The organism is Williamsia sp. MIQD14 (assembly GCF_051025635.1).
Classification (GTDB): Bacteria; Actinomycetota; Actinomycetes; order Mycobacteriales; family Mycobacteriaceae; genus Williamsia_A.
The window spans coordinates 173,890-187,739 of sequence record NZ_JBPFDG010000003.1; the positions used below are offsets into that span (position 1 = coordinate 173,890).

Below are 13,850 nucleotides of genomic sequence, written 5' to 3' on the forward strand. Positions count from 1 at the left end.
GATCGGGGCGTCAGCGGCGCGGGGCCGCGCCGATGCCGCCGGGGAGATCCACCGGCGCGCCCTTGTCGCCGCCGGGCAGCACGCTGGGCAGTGCCTTGGCCGAGTCGATGGTCTTCTTCGGGGCCCGTACCCGTTTGAACACGATGAAGCCGACGACGCCGACGACGATCGCGAGCACCAGCAGGATCAGGAACACGATCCCGAAGGCGGCCCAGCGGGGAAGCCACTCGTCGAGGAGTTCGGCGAGGAAGAAGAAGAAGAAAAAGCTGGAGTAGAGCGCGACGACGGCGGCGACGATGAACAGCCCCGCGCCGATCGCGCCCTTCTTGACCTCGCCGACGATCTCGGTCTTGGCCAGCTCGACCTCGGCGCGCACCAACGTCGACATGTGCGAGGTGGCGTCCTTCACCAGGCCGCCGATGGACTGCTCGGCCGGGTTGTGGGGATCGCTCAGCGGTATCGAGGAGACGTTTCTGCCGACGTGATCGGATGCACGGTCGTCCAGGCTCACAGCTGTTCCTCCATTGCGGGTCGGGCTACGGCCTCATCGTGCCATGCCCCTCATCGTGTCATGCAGCTGTGGGGTTCGGCATCGGCAGACCGCTCGGCATCGACCGGTCCGATCCACGCCCTCACGCGTTGGCCCCGGTGAGGGACCGGACCACCGCGGCAGCGGGCTTCTCGGCCCACGAGTCGGTGTAGACGCCGAAGGTGCTCTCCGCGTCGGTGGTGTCGGCGGAGTTGCGGTCGACGAGGGTGTAGACGAACGCCGGACCCGCATAGGACAGCGTGCGCCACGTGGTCACGAAGTCACCGATGAAGTCGGCCTGCTGGGCCGCGGTGGCCTGCATCGTCGAGAGTCCGTACTCGGTCGCCCAGATCTTCTTCGCCGAGTCGCCGTGGGACACCATCAGAGAGCGGATGTCGTTGACCTGGTTCAGCGGCGAGTTCGCGAGCGCCGCGCCCTGGGAGAACTTCGTGGAGCTCTGATAGGGGTGGAATGACAGGGCGTCGAAGGTCCCGGCCGCGCCGGCGGCGTACATCTGCGAGACGAAGTCGACCGGGTCGAGGGTGAAGCCGCCCCAGGTGACCACCGAGCCGAGCACCCCGCCGAGGACGACGGCCGAGCTGTTCGCCGCCTTGATCTTCGGATAGGCGGCCGCCAGGAGCTTGGTGTAGCCGACGGGGTCGGGTGCCGGGGCGTAGCTGATGGCGCCGTTCGGCTCGTTCCAGATCTCGTAGGAGGAGACGGCCGAGGGGTAGCGCGCGGCGAGCGTGCCCACGAAGGCGCCGAAATCGGCCGGATCGGTGGGTGGCTGGTAGACGCTGGTGTTCGCGGCGCGAGCCCAGGTGGGCGTGGTGGTGACCACCGCCAGCACACCCATGCCGCGGGCGGCCGCGGCGTTGACCATGTTGTCGACGCCGCCCCACGTGTACTGGCCCTTCGTGGCCTCCACGGCGGCCCACGGGACCACCAGACGGACGTTGTGGACGCCGAGTGCGGCGGTCTCGTCGAGGTGTTTGGCCACCGCGGTCGGGTCGTTGTAGGCGAAGTAGAGGTCGCTGTCGGCGATGCCGAGCGTCGTCGAGGCGGTGCCGACCGTCGCGGTGTTCGCGATGGCCGTCGGCGGACGATCGACGGGGGATCCGAGTGCCGTGACGCCAAGGGCGACGGTCGCGATCAGAGCGATGATCGTCGATCGGACGATGTCACGAAGAGACAGTTGTCGTGCGATTCGCATTTCTGAACTCCATTCCGGTGAACCCCCCGGAAGAATTCAAGTCAAACAAGATATGACCCCGAAATAAAAGAGGCTCGGGCGAATTACATTGATGTGTTCCGCTTAATGAGCCGTTGATTACAAGAATTCCGTACAGAATCAATCATCGCTATTTCTGGAGAAGCGCCAGATCAGACCAATTTTCTCGGCGTGGCATCCACGTGTATTCACTACAGCAAATACACGATCCATAAACTCCGGAATTATGTCCGATTTGTGTCGAGCGCGGCTCTATGAATGTCGGAATCGTATGATCGTCGAGGATTTCCGGTGGCGGAACGAATGATCATTCATTCTGTGAACGGGTCCGGTACGGACATGTTCGGGCAGGGCGTCGGAGCCTCATCGTGCATGCCCTTCCCGCGTCTGTGGTCGTCGACGCACGCTCTCGCCGCCGGGTCAGCTCCGCCCCGCTCGTCGCGGCGTGCGGATCACGACCACGGCTTCGGCGGGGCCGCTGGTGGTGTAGCGGTGCGGGGTGTCGCTGCGCCAGGAGTGCGATTCGCCGGCGCCGAGGCGCGTGGTGTTGTCGAGGGGGCCGACCAGCAGATCTCCCGCGACGACGGTCAGGTGTTCGGTCACTCCGGTCACGTGGCCGGGTGAGGTGTGGTCGGCATCGGCGGCGAACTCGAGACGGAACACCTCGACGGTCGCGTCGACGAGTTCGCGGATGTCGAGGGTCACCGACGTCATGCCGCCGCTCTCGGTGCGGATCGATGCGGCCGTCAACGCGGTCATCGGCACGCCGAGCGGTGTGCACAGTGCGTACAGCGTCTCGATCGTCGGATTGCGCCGCCCCGCCTCGAGGTCGGACAGCGAGCTCTTTCCCACCCCGGACCGTCGGGCCAGCTCCGACAGACTCAGACCCGCGCGTCCACGGAGCTCGCGCACGCGCTCACCCACTGCGGCCGAGAACGAGGTGGGGTCCATGGGTCTCGACTGTAGGGCGAGACACCGCTATCGTTCCACGAACAGAACGTTCTGTATGTAGAACGATTCGCGCCGGGCGAGGAGATGTCGATGCAGCGGGTGAGTCTGTCCGTGCCGATCGGCGCGGGCGTCGTGTGCGCCGTCGTCGGATTCACCAGTTCGTTCGCGGTGGTGCTGACCGGGCTGCGCGCGGTCGGTGCGAGCCCCGCTCAGGCGGCGTCGGGCCTTCTCGCGGCGTGCCTGCTGCAGGGGCTCGGCATGATCGCGCTGGCCGTGCGTTTCCGGATCCCGATCACCCTGGCGTGGTCGACACCCGGCGCCGCGCTGCTCGCGTCGACGGGTGTGGTCGAGGGCGGGTGGCCCGCCGCGGTCGGGGCCTTCCTGGTCACCGGTGTGCTGATCGTCGCGACCGGTCTGTGGTCGGGACTGTCGCGCCTCATCGCTCTCATCCCTGCCCCGGTGGCCCAGGCGATGCTGGCCGGGGTCCTGCTCCCGTTGTGCCTCGCGCCGGTGACGGCCCTGTCGCACCACCCATGGTCGATCGCGCCCATCCTCCTCGCGTGGGTGGTGTTGACGCGGTTCTCGCCCCGGTGGGCGGTGCCCGGTGCGTTCGTCGTCGCCGTGGCGGTGATCGTGGTGGACCTGGTGCGTTCCGACGCATCGATCGCCAGCGATCAGCTGCTACCGCAGGTGGTGTGGACGACGCCGCATCTCACGGTCGCCGCGGTGACCGGTATCGCGCTCCCGCTCTACATCGTGACGATGGCGGCGCAGAACATCCCCGGCGTCGCGGTGATGCGGACCTTCGACTACCGCGTGCCATGGCGACCGTCGATGGGTGTCACCGGCGTCACGACCATCGCCGGCGCGGGCTTCGGAGTCCATGCACTGAACCTCGCGGCCATCAGCGCCGCGCTCGCCGCGTCCCCCGACGCCGATCCCGACCGCAACCGTCGATGGGTGGCCGCGGCGTCGGCCGGTGTGGCCTACCTCGTGATCGGTGCGGGCTCGGCTGCGGTCGCGACCCTGGTGGTGCTGGCACCCGAGGGCACCATCCAGGCGGTCGCCGGGGTCGCGCTCCTCGCGCCATTGGCCGGGGCCTTGTCGGCGGCGGCCGGGATCGACACCGACAGGGGCGACGCGACACGGGCCACCGGTGCGCGGACCGCGGCGGTGGCGACGTTCGTGGTCGCGGCGTCGGGAACGGCGTTCGCGGGAATCGGCTCGGCCTTCTGGGCGCTGCTGGTCGGGATCGGCATCCACCTCCTGCTGCGGCCCCGACACCCGAGCGACGCCGCCGAGCTCACTGCTCCAGACGGGCCCTGAGAGAGTCGATCTCCTCCTGCAACACCCGGAGTTGTTCGGCGTGGGCGACATTGAGTTCCTTGACGTACTCACGGTCGTACTGCGGGACGATGCTGCGCGAGCAGTTCCAGTCGAACGCCTCGATGTCGATCACGATCGAGCGCTCGCTGCGCGCGGTCATGCGGCCGTCGGCGACGGTCATCAGCTGCGCGTGCAGGTCGGGATCGGCGGCGGCGTCGATCACCTGCGCGCGCCCGTACAGCTTGAGCCGGGTCCGCATCGGGAAGTCGGCGACGAAGATCGCCACGCGCCCGTCGGTGTCGATGTTGGCCAGCGACGTGAACTGTGAGTTGCCGCGGTGATCGGCGAACCCGACACGCGATCCACCGAGGTGGTGGATGAAACCGCGCGGCCCGCTGCGGTACTGCACGTAGGGCCACCCGGTCTCGGCCACCGTCGCGAGGTGGATCTGGAACGCGTGGGTGAGCATCGCGATCTCGCGGCCCGTGATCTCCGGCGGCCCGTCGTCGCCGCGCTCCATCTCCGAGCCGTAGGCGGTGTAACTACCGGTCGCACGCTGCCGGGCGAGGGCACGGGGTCCGAAGACGAGGTGGTGGTAGTGATTGTTCGGCACACCGCTGAGGTTAAGCTCGCCCGATGGCCGAGCATCAGTTGCAACCCATCGACGACGTCGCCTTCTTCCACCGGGCGCCGGTGGTCTACCGGTTCACCGTCGACCTCCCGGTGACGCCCGACGTCGCGTGGGCCGAGCTCACCCGCCAGAACACCCTGGACTGGTGTCGGATGATCAAGAAGGTCACGTTCACCTCCCCCGAACCCCACGGCGTCGGGACCACCCGCACCGCAGAACTCGCCCCCGGGCTGGTGAAGGTCAACGAGCGGTTCTTCGTGTGGGAGGCCGACGCGGAGGCGGGTACGTACCGCAACGCGTTCGCCGTCGTCTCGTCGAACGTCCCGGGACTGCGCCGGTTCGGTGAGCTGACCGAGGTGGTCCCCTCCGGACTCGGCTCGCGGCTGACATGGGCCTTCGCCATCGAGCCCGCGGGTCCGTTGGCCAAGCTGCCGGGACTCTCGGTGGTCAGCAAGCCCGCGCTGGGCACCTTCCGCACCGACACGGTCAAGTACTTCGCGAAGCTCGCCTGACCTCTCTCGCGGGCTCAGTCGTCGTCGAGCAGTCGGCTGTGGACCCGTCCGCGGCGGATGAGGGCCGCGGCCCCGAGCAGTGACGCGACCATCGAGCTGAGAAGTACTGCGGCCTTGGCCAGTTCGGCCTCCGCGGGCGGCAGTGCGAGATCGGCGATGAGCAGACTCACCGTGAACCCGATGCCGCCGAGGATGGCCACCGCGAGCAGGTCGCGGACGAAGAAACCCTCGGGTTTCGCGGCCAGGCGCAACCGGATGCACAGCCAGCTGGTGCCGAAGATGCCGATCGTCTTCCCGACCACGAGACCCACCATGATCCCGATCGCGATCCGGTCGGTGAACAGCTCACCGACGACCGGTGCGCTGATCGGTACCCCGGCGGCGAACAGTGCGAAAAGCGGTACGCAGATCGCCGCCGAGATCGGTTGAATGCGGTGTTCGAGCCGCGCCCCCGGCGCGCACTCCTCACCGGGGTCGGGTCGCACGCGGGTCAACAGACCGAGGGCGACGCCGGCGATCGTCGCGTGGATGCCGGCGTTGTAGACCGCGACCCAGGTGACGATCGCCAGGGGGATGTAGACGAACCGGGTGGTGATGCGTCGGCGTTGGCACCACCAGTAGAGCGCCATGGCCGCCGCGGCGACCGCCAGCGCGGCGAGATCGAGGGAGTCGGTGAACACCGCGGCGATGATCGCGATCGCGATGAGGTCGTCGACCACGGCGAGAGCGAGCAGGAACACCCGGGCGCTCGAGGGGATCCGCGACCCGACGAGCGCCAGCACACCCAGGGCGAAGGCGATGTCGGTGGCCGCGGGGATGGCCCAGGCCTTCTCGATTCCCGGTGTGCCCCAACCGATCGCGACACAGATCGCGATGGGGACCACGACTCCACCCACCGCGGCGATCACCGGCAGGATCGCCTGCTTGAGGCTCGACAACTCACCGAGGACGATCTCGCGTTTGAGTTCGAGGCCCGCCACGAAGAAGAACACGGCGAGCAGTCCCTCCTGCGCCCAGTGCCCGATCGTGAGATCGAGTCCGAGGACGTCGGTACCGACGTGGGTGTCGCGCAGCGTGAGGTAGGCGTCGGACCACGGCGAGTTGGCCCAGACCAGCGCGACGGCTGCCGCGGCGAGCAGGATCATGCCGCCGAACGTCTCGGTGCGCAGGTAGCGGGCGAAATCGCTGGGCGAGGGAGGGGAGAGGCGGGGCGCAGAGATGGCGGGAGTCCTTACCGGTCGCAGGGTCGACGAAGCTGTTGCCGACCAGACTTCCCGGCGCACCTGTCGAGGATCTTAACGCGATCATGACGGCGAGCGCGCATTCACACTCTCCCCTCCGGGGAGGGTAGAGTTCGCCGAATGCCCACCTCGACCACTACCGATCCCGCCCGCGACCAGTCGGTGCTGGCCGCTCTGCGCTCGCCGGCGCGCCTGCGCACCGAGGTCCTCGCCGGGCTCGTCGTCGCGCTCGCACTGATCCCCGAGGCGATCTCGTTCTCCATCATCGCCGGCGTCGATCCGCGGGTCGGTCTGTTCGCGTCGTTCACGATGGCGGTGACCATCTCGATCGTCGGCGGTCGCCCCGCCATGATCTCCGCCGCGACCGGCGCGGTCGCCCTCGTGGTCGCGCCGCTCGTCGCCGATCACGGGCTGGACTACCTGATCGCCGCGGTGATCCTCGCCGGTGTCGTGCAGATCGTCCTCGCCCTGGCCGGGGTCGCGAAGCTGATGCGGTTCATCCCGCGCAGCGTGATGGTCGGCTTCGTCAACGCGCTGGCGATCCTCATCTTCATCGCGCAGCTCACGCACCTGTTCGGGGTGCCGTGGCTGGTCTATCCGATGGTCGCGGTCGGCCTCGCGATCATGGTGTTCCTACCGCGACTGAACTCGATCGTGCCCGCCCCGCTGGTGGCGATCGTGTTGCTGACCGCGGCGACGGTGGCGTTCGGATGGAACCAGGTGCCGAATGTCGGTGACGAGGGTGACCTGCCCTCGAGCCTGCCGTCGTTCCTGATCCCCGACGTGCCCTACACGTGGCACACGCTGTCGATCATCGCGCCGTACGCGGTGACCATGGCGATCGTCGGCCTGCTCGAGTCCCTGATGACGGCCAAGTTCGTCGACGACATCACCGACACGCACTCCGACAAGACGCGGGAGAGCACCGGGCAGGGCGTCGCGAACATCGTCACGGGCTTCTTCGGCGGGCTCGGCGGCTGCGCCATGATCGGTCAGACGATGATCAACGTGAAGGTCTCCGGCGCCCGCACCCGCATCTCGACCTTCCTCGCCGGTGTCTTCCTGCTCATCCTGGTGGTCGGACTCGGAGACATCGTCGCGCTGATCCCCATGGCGGCGCTCGTCGCGGTGATGGTGATGGTCTCGGTCGGCACCTTCGACTGGCACAGCATCACGCCGGCGACGCTGCAGAGGATGCCGAAGAGCGAGACGCTGGTCATGGTGGTCACCGTCGCGGTCACCGTCCCGACCGGCAACCTCGCCTACGGTGTCGGCGCCGGAACCCTCACCGCGATGGTGCTTTTCGCCCGTCGCGTCGCCCACCTCACCGAGGTCGTCGACGTGACCGGTCCCGACGCCGCGCCCGAGACCCGTGTCTATGCCGTGCACGGCCAACTGTTCTTCGCCTCCAGCAACGACCTGATCTATCAGTTCGACTACGTCGGCGACCCGGCGAACGTCGTGATCGACCTCGCCGACGCGCGCATCTGGGACGCGTCGACCGTCGCAACCCTCGATGCCATCACCATGAAGTACGCGGCGAAGGGCACGACGGTCACCATCGTCGGCCTCGACGAGACCAGCGCGCAACGACATTCCCGACTCACCGGAACGTTGACCGGGGCGCACTGATGTCGGAGACGCATCTGCAGATCGGCGAGGTGGCCGACCGGACGGGGTTGTCGATCAAAACGATCCGCCATTACGACGAGGTGGGCCTGGTGGCGCCCTCGGCGCGGTCGGCCGGCGGCTTCCGGCTCTACACCGACGCCGACGTCGACCGACTGTTCGCGATCCGCCGGATGAAACCGTTGGGATTCACTCTCGACGAGATGGGGGAGCTGTTGCGTTCGCTGGCCGTCCTCGACGACCCGGCGTCGGCCGAGAACGAGCGGGCCTCGGCGCGCGACCATCTCGCGGACTGTCACACCCGCGCGACGCAGGCATGCGAGACGTTGAGCACCCAACTCGACTACGCCCGCGAGCTGACAGATCAGTTGTCGGCATTCGCCCCCGGCCCGGAAGTCCGCTGAGCCCGGTCGCGGCTGATGGTCGTCTGTGCTGTACCGGCGTCGGGGAATTCCGTTGCCGCCCAGGAGGAGAGCAGTCGTAGCGCCTGCTCGGACGGCGACGCGGGCTCGGCGGTGTAGATGGTGAGGGTGAGCCCGGGCTCGGCGGCCATCTCGAGACCCTCGTAGGCCAGCGTCATCTCGCCGACCACCTCGTGGTGGAAGGTCTTCGAACCGGTGCCGTGGTGGCGCACGTCGTGACGACTCCACTGCCGACGGAATTCCTCGCTACGCGTGGAGAGTTCGCCGATCAGGTCGTGGAGCTCCCTGTTGTGGGGGTCGCGTGCGGCCTCGGTGCGCAGGATGGCCACGGTGACCTCGGCGAAGAGCCCCCAATCGGGGTAGAACCGCGCCGCGCGGTCGTCGAGGAAGGTGAAGCGCGCGATGTTCGGCGGTCGGCCCGGCATGTCGAAGACGTCGCTGTAGAAGGCGCGGGCGAGCGGGTTGACGGCGAGGATGTCCATCCGGCCGTTGCGGACGAATGCCGGTCCGGCGGTGATCGCGTCCAGGGTCCACTGCAGGCTGCTGTGTGCCTGCCAGGTGCGGGTGGCGCGGCGCCGCGGTGGACGGGCGACGGGACCGGCCGCGTGCGCGAGATCGAAGAGGTGGGCGCGCTCGGCGTCGTCGAGCAGGAGCGCGCGGGCGATCGCGTCGAGGATCTCCGGCGAGGCCCCGCTGATCGCGCCGCGTTCGAGCCGTGTGTAGTACTCGACGCTCACCCCGGCGAGCACCGCGACCTCGCTGCGGCGCAGTCCGGCGACCCGCCGATTCGTGCCCGTGGGGAGTCCGACCGCGGCGGGCGAGACGTTGGCCCGACGCGAGGTCAGGAAGTCCCGGACCTCGGCCTTGTTGTCGACACCCATGGCGACGACGGTAGTCCCGGCACGCGGTGTCGAGGGAGTCCCTGCGCGTACCCCGATCAGCACGGTCTCCCTCGCGCCCCCGGCCGGTGCTGGGGTGGGGTCATGACAGAACAACTTTTCGCGGACAAGGTCGTCATCGTCACCGGGGCGGGGACGGGGATCGGTCGCGCGACCGCCGTCGCCTTCGCCGAGCAGGGGGCGTCGGTGGTGTGCACCGGCATCGACGACGACGCCACCGACGAGACGGCCGAGCTCGTGCGCGCCGCAGGTGGCCATGCGTTCTCGGCGCACTGCGACGTGACCGACGCCGATTCGGTGGTGAGCGCCCTGGAGGCGACCGTCGCGCAGTTCGGTCGGCTCGACATCGCGTTCAACAACGCCGGCGTCGAACAACCGGTGACGCCGTTGGCCGACATCGCCGACAGTGATTTCGACCGTGTCGTCGACGTCGACCTGCGCGGCACGTTCCTGTCGATGAAGCACGAGATACCGCTGATGCTCGCGGGCGGCGGAGGGTCCATCGTCAACACCGCATCCGGTGCCGGGGTGATCGGTATCAGAGGCCAGAGCGCCTATGCCGCAGCGAAACACGGGATGCTGGGGATGACGAAGTCCGCCGCTCTCGACTACGCCGATCAGGGTGTGCGGATCAACGCGATCTGCCCGGGCATCATCGACACCCCGATGATGGATCGGTTCTCCGGCGGCACCCCCGAGGGACGGGCGCGGGTGATCGCCCAGGAGCCCATCGGCCGCATGGGTCGGCCCGAGGAGATCGCGTCGGCGGTGCTGTGGTTGTGTTCGCCGCTCGCCGCGTTCACCGTCGGACACGCGATGGTCGTCGACGGCGGCCAGACCGTGGGGCTGTGAGACATGCGCGTCACGGGCAGCGCCGCCCTGCTCCTCACCGTGCTCGCGATCGCTGCGTGTGCCTCCGAGGCGGGACCCGAGGTGGCACAGACCGATTCGTCCGACCGCATCGCCTCGACGCCCGTGGCCGATGCATCTCCGACGTGTACTAACTCCGCGACGCCGATCCGCATCCGCGTCGGTGCGACCACGCTGACCGGGTCGCTCGGTGGGAGCCCGGCGGCACGCGCTCTGCGTGACCGGTTGCCGATCACCGTCGACGCCACCGACTTCGGCGGTGTCGAGAAGACCGCGGAGATCGCGCCGCTGCCGATGGCGGACATGCCCGCCGGTGCCGACCCCGGACCGGGGACGGTGGGCTACTACGCCCCCGACCGGGTGCTCGTCCTGTACTACGGCGACGTCGGGTACTTCCCCGGCATCGCCGACCTGGGGCGGTTCGCCGACCCCGACGGTGTCGTGGCCGCGGCCACCGGTGTCGTCACCGTGACCGTCGAGCTCGACTGCTGACCTGGTCGGCCCCGCTCAGACCTACGCGGTCGCGAGCTGCGGGTACAGCGTCTCGACGGGTGCGCTGAGACCTGCCTTGACCGACCGGGTGAGGTCGTCACCGAGGACCTCGTAGGCGCCGGCTTCGACTGCGGTGTAGATGGATTCGACGAACGGTGCCGCCTCGAGCTTGGGTCCCTGTGCGCCTGCGGCCATCGCGGTGTCGACGTAGCCCATGTGGACGCCGGTGACGTGGACGCCCTGCGGTGCCAGTTCGAGCCGCAACGAATTGGTCGCCGACCACAGGGCGGCCTTGGACGCGCTGTAGACACCACCGAAGGCGTTCCAGCTCGCGACCGAGTGGATGTCGATGAGGACCGCGCTCTCGGCGGCGATCAGGGCCGGGGCGAACGCGCGGGTGAGCAGCACCGGGCCGAAGAAGTTGACCTCGAGGTTGCGCCGCAGATCCGCCTCGCTGATGTCGATGAGGCTGGCCGTGTGGGTGGTGATGCCCGCGTTGTTGATCAGCACGGTGACGTCGGGGGCGGCCTGTGCGGCGGCGGCGACCGACTCCGGGTCGGTCACGTCGAGGGTCAACGGGACGATGCGCTCGTCGTCCCACTCGCGGGGAGTGCGGGCGGCGGCGTAGACCTTGCGGGCACCGTGTTCGAGGGCCGCGGTGACGAACGGGCGGCCGAGCCCTCCGTTGGCGCCGGTGACGAGAACGACGGAATCGGTGAACGTGGGCATGGTGTCGGCCTCCTGGGGCAGGTAAACAGATCGGTGTACCCATGACGGTAGACCACATGGCGACCGATGTAAACAGATCTGTGTACTCGCCCCCGGAGGGCCGCCGGTTACTTCTTCTTCCGGATGTTCTCGAACACCGTGGGATCGACGAGCGTCGAGGTGTCACCGAGTTCGCGACCCTCGGCCACGTCCTTGAGCAGTCGTCGCATGATCTTGCCGCTTCGGGTCTTCGGCAGCTCGGGCACGACGTAGATCTCGCGCGGCTTCGCGATCGGCGAGATGTCCTTCGAGACCTGCGCCTTGAGCTCCTTGATCAGCTCGTCGCCGGTGTCGGTGGTGCTGCCGCGCAGGATCACGAAGGCGACGATGCCTTGACCGGTGGTCTCGTCCGAGGCGCCGATCACCGCGGCCTCGGCGACGCCGTGGTGGTTCACCAGTGCCGATTCGACCTCGGAGGTCGAGATGCGGTGTCCCGACACGTTCATGACGTCGTCGATGCGGCCGAGAACCCACAGGGCTCCGTCGGCGTCATAGCGGGCGCCGTCACCGGCGAAGTACCACCCCTGCTTCTCGAAACGCGACCAGTAGGTCTCCTTGAACCGCTCGTCGTCGCCCCAGATACCACGCAACATGGCCGGCCACGGCTCGTCGAGGACGAGGTATCCCTGCTCGCCGTCGGCGACCGCGTTGCCGTCGTCGTCGACGATCTTGGCGCTGATCCCCGGCAACGGACGCATCGCCGAACCCGGCTTGGTCTCGGTGACGCCGGGCAGCGGCGAGATCATCATCGCGCCGGTCTCGGTCTGCCACCAGGTGTCGACGATGGGGCTGCGGTTCGCGCCGATCACGTCGCGGTACCAGCGCCACGCCTCGGGGTTGATCGGCTCACCGACGCTGCCCAGCAGGCGAATCGAGGTCAGATCGTGCGCGTCGGGGATCTCGCGGCCCCACTTCATGAAGGTGCGGATCAGCGTCGGGGCGATGTAATACGTTGTGACCTTGTACTTCTCGATGATCTCGAAGTGCCGGTGCTCGTTCGGCGAGTTCGGGGTGCCCTCGTAGACGATCTCGGTCGCACCGTTCGACAGGGGGCCGTAGACGAGATAGCTGTGCCCGGTGACCCAGCCGATGTCGGCGCCACACCAGAAGACGTCGCTTTCGGGCCGGTGGTCGAACACGTTGCGGAACGTGTAGTTGATCTGGGTGAGGTAGCCGCCGGAGGTGTGCAGGATGCCCTTGGGCTTGCCGGTGGTTCCCGAGGTGTAGAGCAGGAACAGCGGGTGCTCGGCGTCGAATGCTGTGTAGGAGTGGGTGTTCGAGGCGTTGTCGACCGTCTCGTGCCACCACACGTCGCGGCCCTCGACCCAGTTCAGGTCGGGGTCGTGGCCGGTCCGCTTGACCACCAACACCTTCTCGACCGATTCCGCGGCGTCGTCGCCGGTGCCGAGCGCCTCGTCGACCGCGGTCTTCAGCGGTGCGGGCTCGCCGCGTCGGTACTGGCCGTCGGTGGTGACGACGAGCTTCGCCGAGGCGTCGTCGACCCGCGAGCGCAGCGCGCCGGCGGAGAACCCGGCGAACACCACCGAGTGCGGCAGACCCAGGCGCGCACACGCGAGGATGGTGACGATGGCCTCGGGCACCATCGGCATGTAGACCGCCACGCGGTCGCCCGGCACCAGGCCGATCTCGGTGAAGTAGTTGGCGGCCTTGCTCACCTCGGCGAGCAGGTCGGAGTAGGTGATGGCGCGGCTGTCGCCGGGCTCACCGATCCAGTGGATCGCCACGCGATCGCCATTGCCCGCGTCGACGTGACGGTCGATGCAGTTGGCGGCCACGTTCAGTTCGCCACCGACGAACCACTTCGCGAACGGCGCGTTCGACCAGTCGAGTGTGTCGGCGAAGTCTGTCTCCCACTGCAGCTCACGCGCCTGCTTCGCCCAGAACGCCAACCGGTCGGCGTCGGCCTCGTCGTAGAGACCGGGCTGTGCGATCGCGTTCGCGGCGAACTCCGCGGGCGGCGGGTACGCGGCGGGATGGTCGGGCTCGCCTGCTGCAGTGGACTGATCGGTAGCGCTGGACATGGTGTGTCGATCACCTTTCTCTTCCCACCGCGCAGGGGAGGTGACCCCGTCGTCGGTGCTCCTCGCGTCTTCCATGGTGAGGGTAGTCACGTTGGGATCGCGTTGCAGGCGGGGTCGAGTCGGATACGTCCGTTTCGCGACAGGTCTTCACACGGATGCGCCAGGGAATTTCCCACTCAGCGAGACGGGTCCGGTGAGCTCTGGGTATCGTCCTTCACGGCTTGCATGCCGGTTAGGAACATTCACGAAGTGTTCCCGATGCGTTTCCCGGGTCCGGATCAGCCCGGATCACCCAGGTTCGACTGCG

General features: G+C 68.1%; 14 protein-coding genes. 6 read left to right on the plus strand and 8 right to left on the minus strand.

Going from position 1 to position 13,850, the window contains the following annotated elements:
- Positions 1–10: 10 nt before the first annotated feature.
- The 3 genes from ACQ7HM_RS12305 to ACQ7HM_RS12315 all read right to left on the minus strand — a co-directional run bounded on the left by ACQ7HM_RS12305 (position 11) and on the right by ACQ7HM_RS12315 (position 2,711).
- On the minus strand, positions 11–511 hold the full coding sequence (locus ACQ7HM_RS12305) for a phage holin family protein (RefSeq protein ID WP_434216564.1): 501 nt from the start codon (positions 509–511) through the stop codon (positions 11–13).
- Positions 512–632: 121 nt separating this feature from the next.
- A complete protein-coding gene (locus ACQ7HM_RS12310; RefSeq protein ID WP_434216565.1) occupies positions 633–1,742 on the minus strand; it encodes a cellulase family glycosylhydrolase in 1,110 nt (369 codons plus the stop codon).
- Positions 1,743–2,180: 438 nt separating this feature from the next.
- Positions 2,181–2,711 carry a helix-turn-helix domain-containing protein gene (locus ACQ7HM_RS12315; RefSeq protein ID WP_434216566.1) on the minus strand — a complete coding sequence of 177 codons (531 nt, stop codon included), beginning with the start codon at positions 2,709–2,711 and terminating at the stop codon, positions 2,181–2,183.
- A 90-nt stretch (positions 2,712–2,801) separates the two neighbouring features.
- Between ACQ7HM_RS12315 and ACQ7HM_RS12320 the strand changes: the two genes are divergently transcribed.
- Positions 2,802–4,037 (plus strand): benzoate/H(+) symporter BenE family transporter, encoded by a 1,236-nt coding sequence (locus ACQ7HM_RS12320; protein WP_434216567.1) that lies wholly within the window; start codon positions 2,802–2,804, stop codon positions 4,035–4,037.
- Here ACQ7HM_RS12320 and ACQ7HM_RS12325 read toward each other — a convergent pair.
- Positions 4,015–4,650 carry a pyridoxamine 5'-phosphate oxidase family protein gene (locus ACQ7HM_RS12325; protein WP_434216568.1) on the minus strand — a complete coding sequence of 212 codons (636 nt, stop codon included), beginning with the start codon at positions 4,648–4,650 and terminating at the stop codon, positions 4,015–4,017. The genes ACQ7HM_RS12320 and ACQ7HM_RS12325 overlap by 23 nt on opposite strands.
- A gap of 23 nt (positions 4,651–4,673) precedes the next feature.
- Here ACQ7HM_RS12325 and ACQ7HM_RS12330 point away from each other — a divergent pair, with 23 nt between their 5' ends.
- Positions 4,674–5,180 carry an SRPBCC family protein gene (locus tag ACQ7HM_RS12330; protein ID WP_434216569.1) on the plus strand — a complete coding sequence of 169 codons (507 nt, stop codon included), beginning with the start codon at positions 4,674–4,676 and terminating at the stop codon, positions 5,178–5,180.
- A gap of 14 nt (positions 5,181–5,194) precedes the next feature.
- On the opposite strand, the gene nhaA is transcribed toward ACQ7HM_RS12330, so the two are convergent.
- Positions 5,195–6,325: a Na+/H+ antiporter NhaA gene (nhaA, locus tag ACQ7HM_RS12335; RefSeq protein ID WP_434216570.1), complete on the minus strand. Its 1,131-nt coding sequence runs from the start codon at positions 6,323–6,325 to the stop codon at positions 5,195–5,197.
- 216 nt (positions 6,326–6,541) lie between these two features.
- On the opposite strand from nhaA, the gene ACQ7HM_RS12340 reads away from it, so the two are divergent.
- Both ACQ7HM_RS12340 and ACQ7HM_RS12345 read left to right on the plus strand, forming a co-directional pair.
- Entirely contained in the window at positions 6,542–8,053 is a 1,512-nt protein-coding gene (locus tag ACQ7HM_RS12340) for a SulP family inorganic anion transporter (protein WP_434216571.1), read from the plus strand.
- Entirely contained in the window at positions 8,053–8,454 is a 402-nt protein-coding gene (locus ACQ7HM_RS12345) for a MerR family transcriptional regulator (RefSeq protein ID WP_434216572.1), read from the plus strand. Before ACQ7HM_RS12340 ends, ACQ7HM_RS12345 begins: the two co-directional genes overlap by 1 nt.
- Here the strand turns inward: ACQ7HM_RS12345 and ACQ7HM_RS12350 are convergent.
- Positions 8,415–9,353, minus strand: a complete 939-nt coding sequence (locus ACQ7HM_RS12350; RefSeq protein WP_434216573.1) for a helix-turn-helix transcriptional regulator — start codon at positions 9,351–9,353, stop codon at positions 8,415–8,417. The two genes, ACQ7HM_RS12345 and ACQ7HM_RS12350, sit on opposite strands and share 40 nt — an antisense overlap.
- A 102-nt stretch (positions 9,354–9,455) precedes the next feature.
- Between ACQ7HM_RS12350 and ACQ7HM_RS12355 the strand changes: the two genes are divergently transcribed.
- Both ACQ7HM_RS12355 and ACQ7HM_RS12360 read left to right on the plus strand, forming a co-directional pair.
- A complete protein-coding gene (locus ACQ7HM_RS12355; RefSeq protein ID WP_434216574.1) occupies positions 9,456–10,223 on the plus strand; it encodes a glucose 1-dehydrogenase in 768 nt (255 codons plus the stop codon).
- 3 nt (positions 10,224–10,226) lie between these two features.
- Positions 10,227–10,733 carry a cyclophilin-like fold protein gene (locus ACQ7HM_RS12360; protein ID WP_434216575.1) on the plus strand — a complete coding sequence of 169 codons (507 nt, stop codon included), beginning with the start codon at positions 10,227–10,229 and terminating at the stop codon, positions 10,731–10,733.
- Positions 10,734–10,754: 21 nt separating this feature from the next.
- Here the strand turns inward: ACQ7HM_RS12360 and ACQ7HM_RS12365 are convergent, their stop codons facing one another.
- On the minus strand, positions 10,755–11,462 hold the full coding sequence (locus ACQ7HM_RS12365) for an SDR family oxidoreductase (protein WP_434216576.1): 708 nt from the start codon (positions 11,460–11,462) through the stop codon (positions 10,755–10,757).
- 107 nt (positions 11,463–11,569) lie between these two features.
- A complete protein-coding gene (gene acs / locus ACQ7HM_RS12370; RefSeq protein WP_434216577.1) occupies positions 11,570–13,543 on the minus strand; it encodes an acetate--CoA ligase in 1,974 nt (657 codons plus the stop codon).
- Between the last annotated feature and the right edge of the window lie 307 nt (positions 13,544–13,850).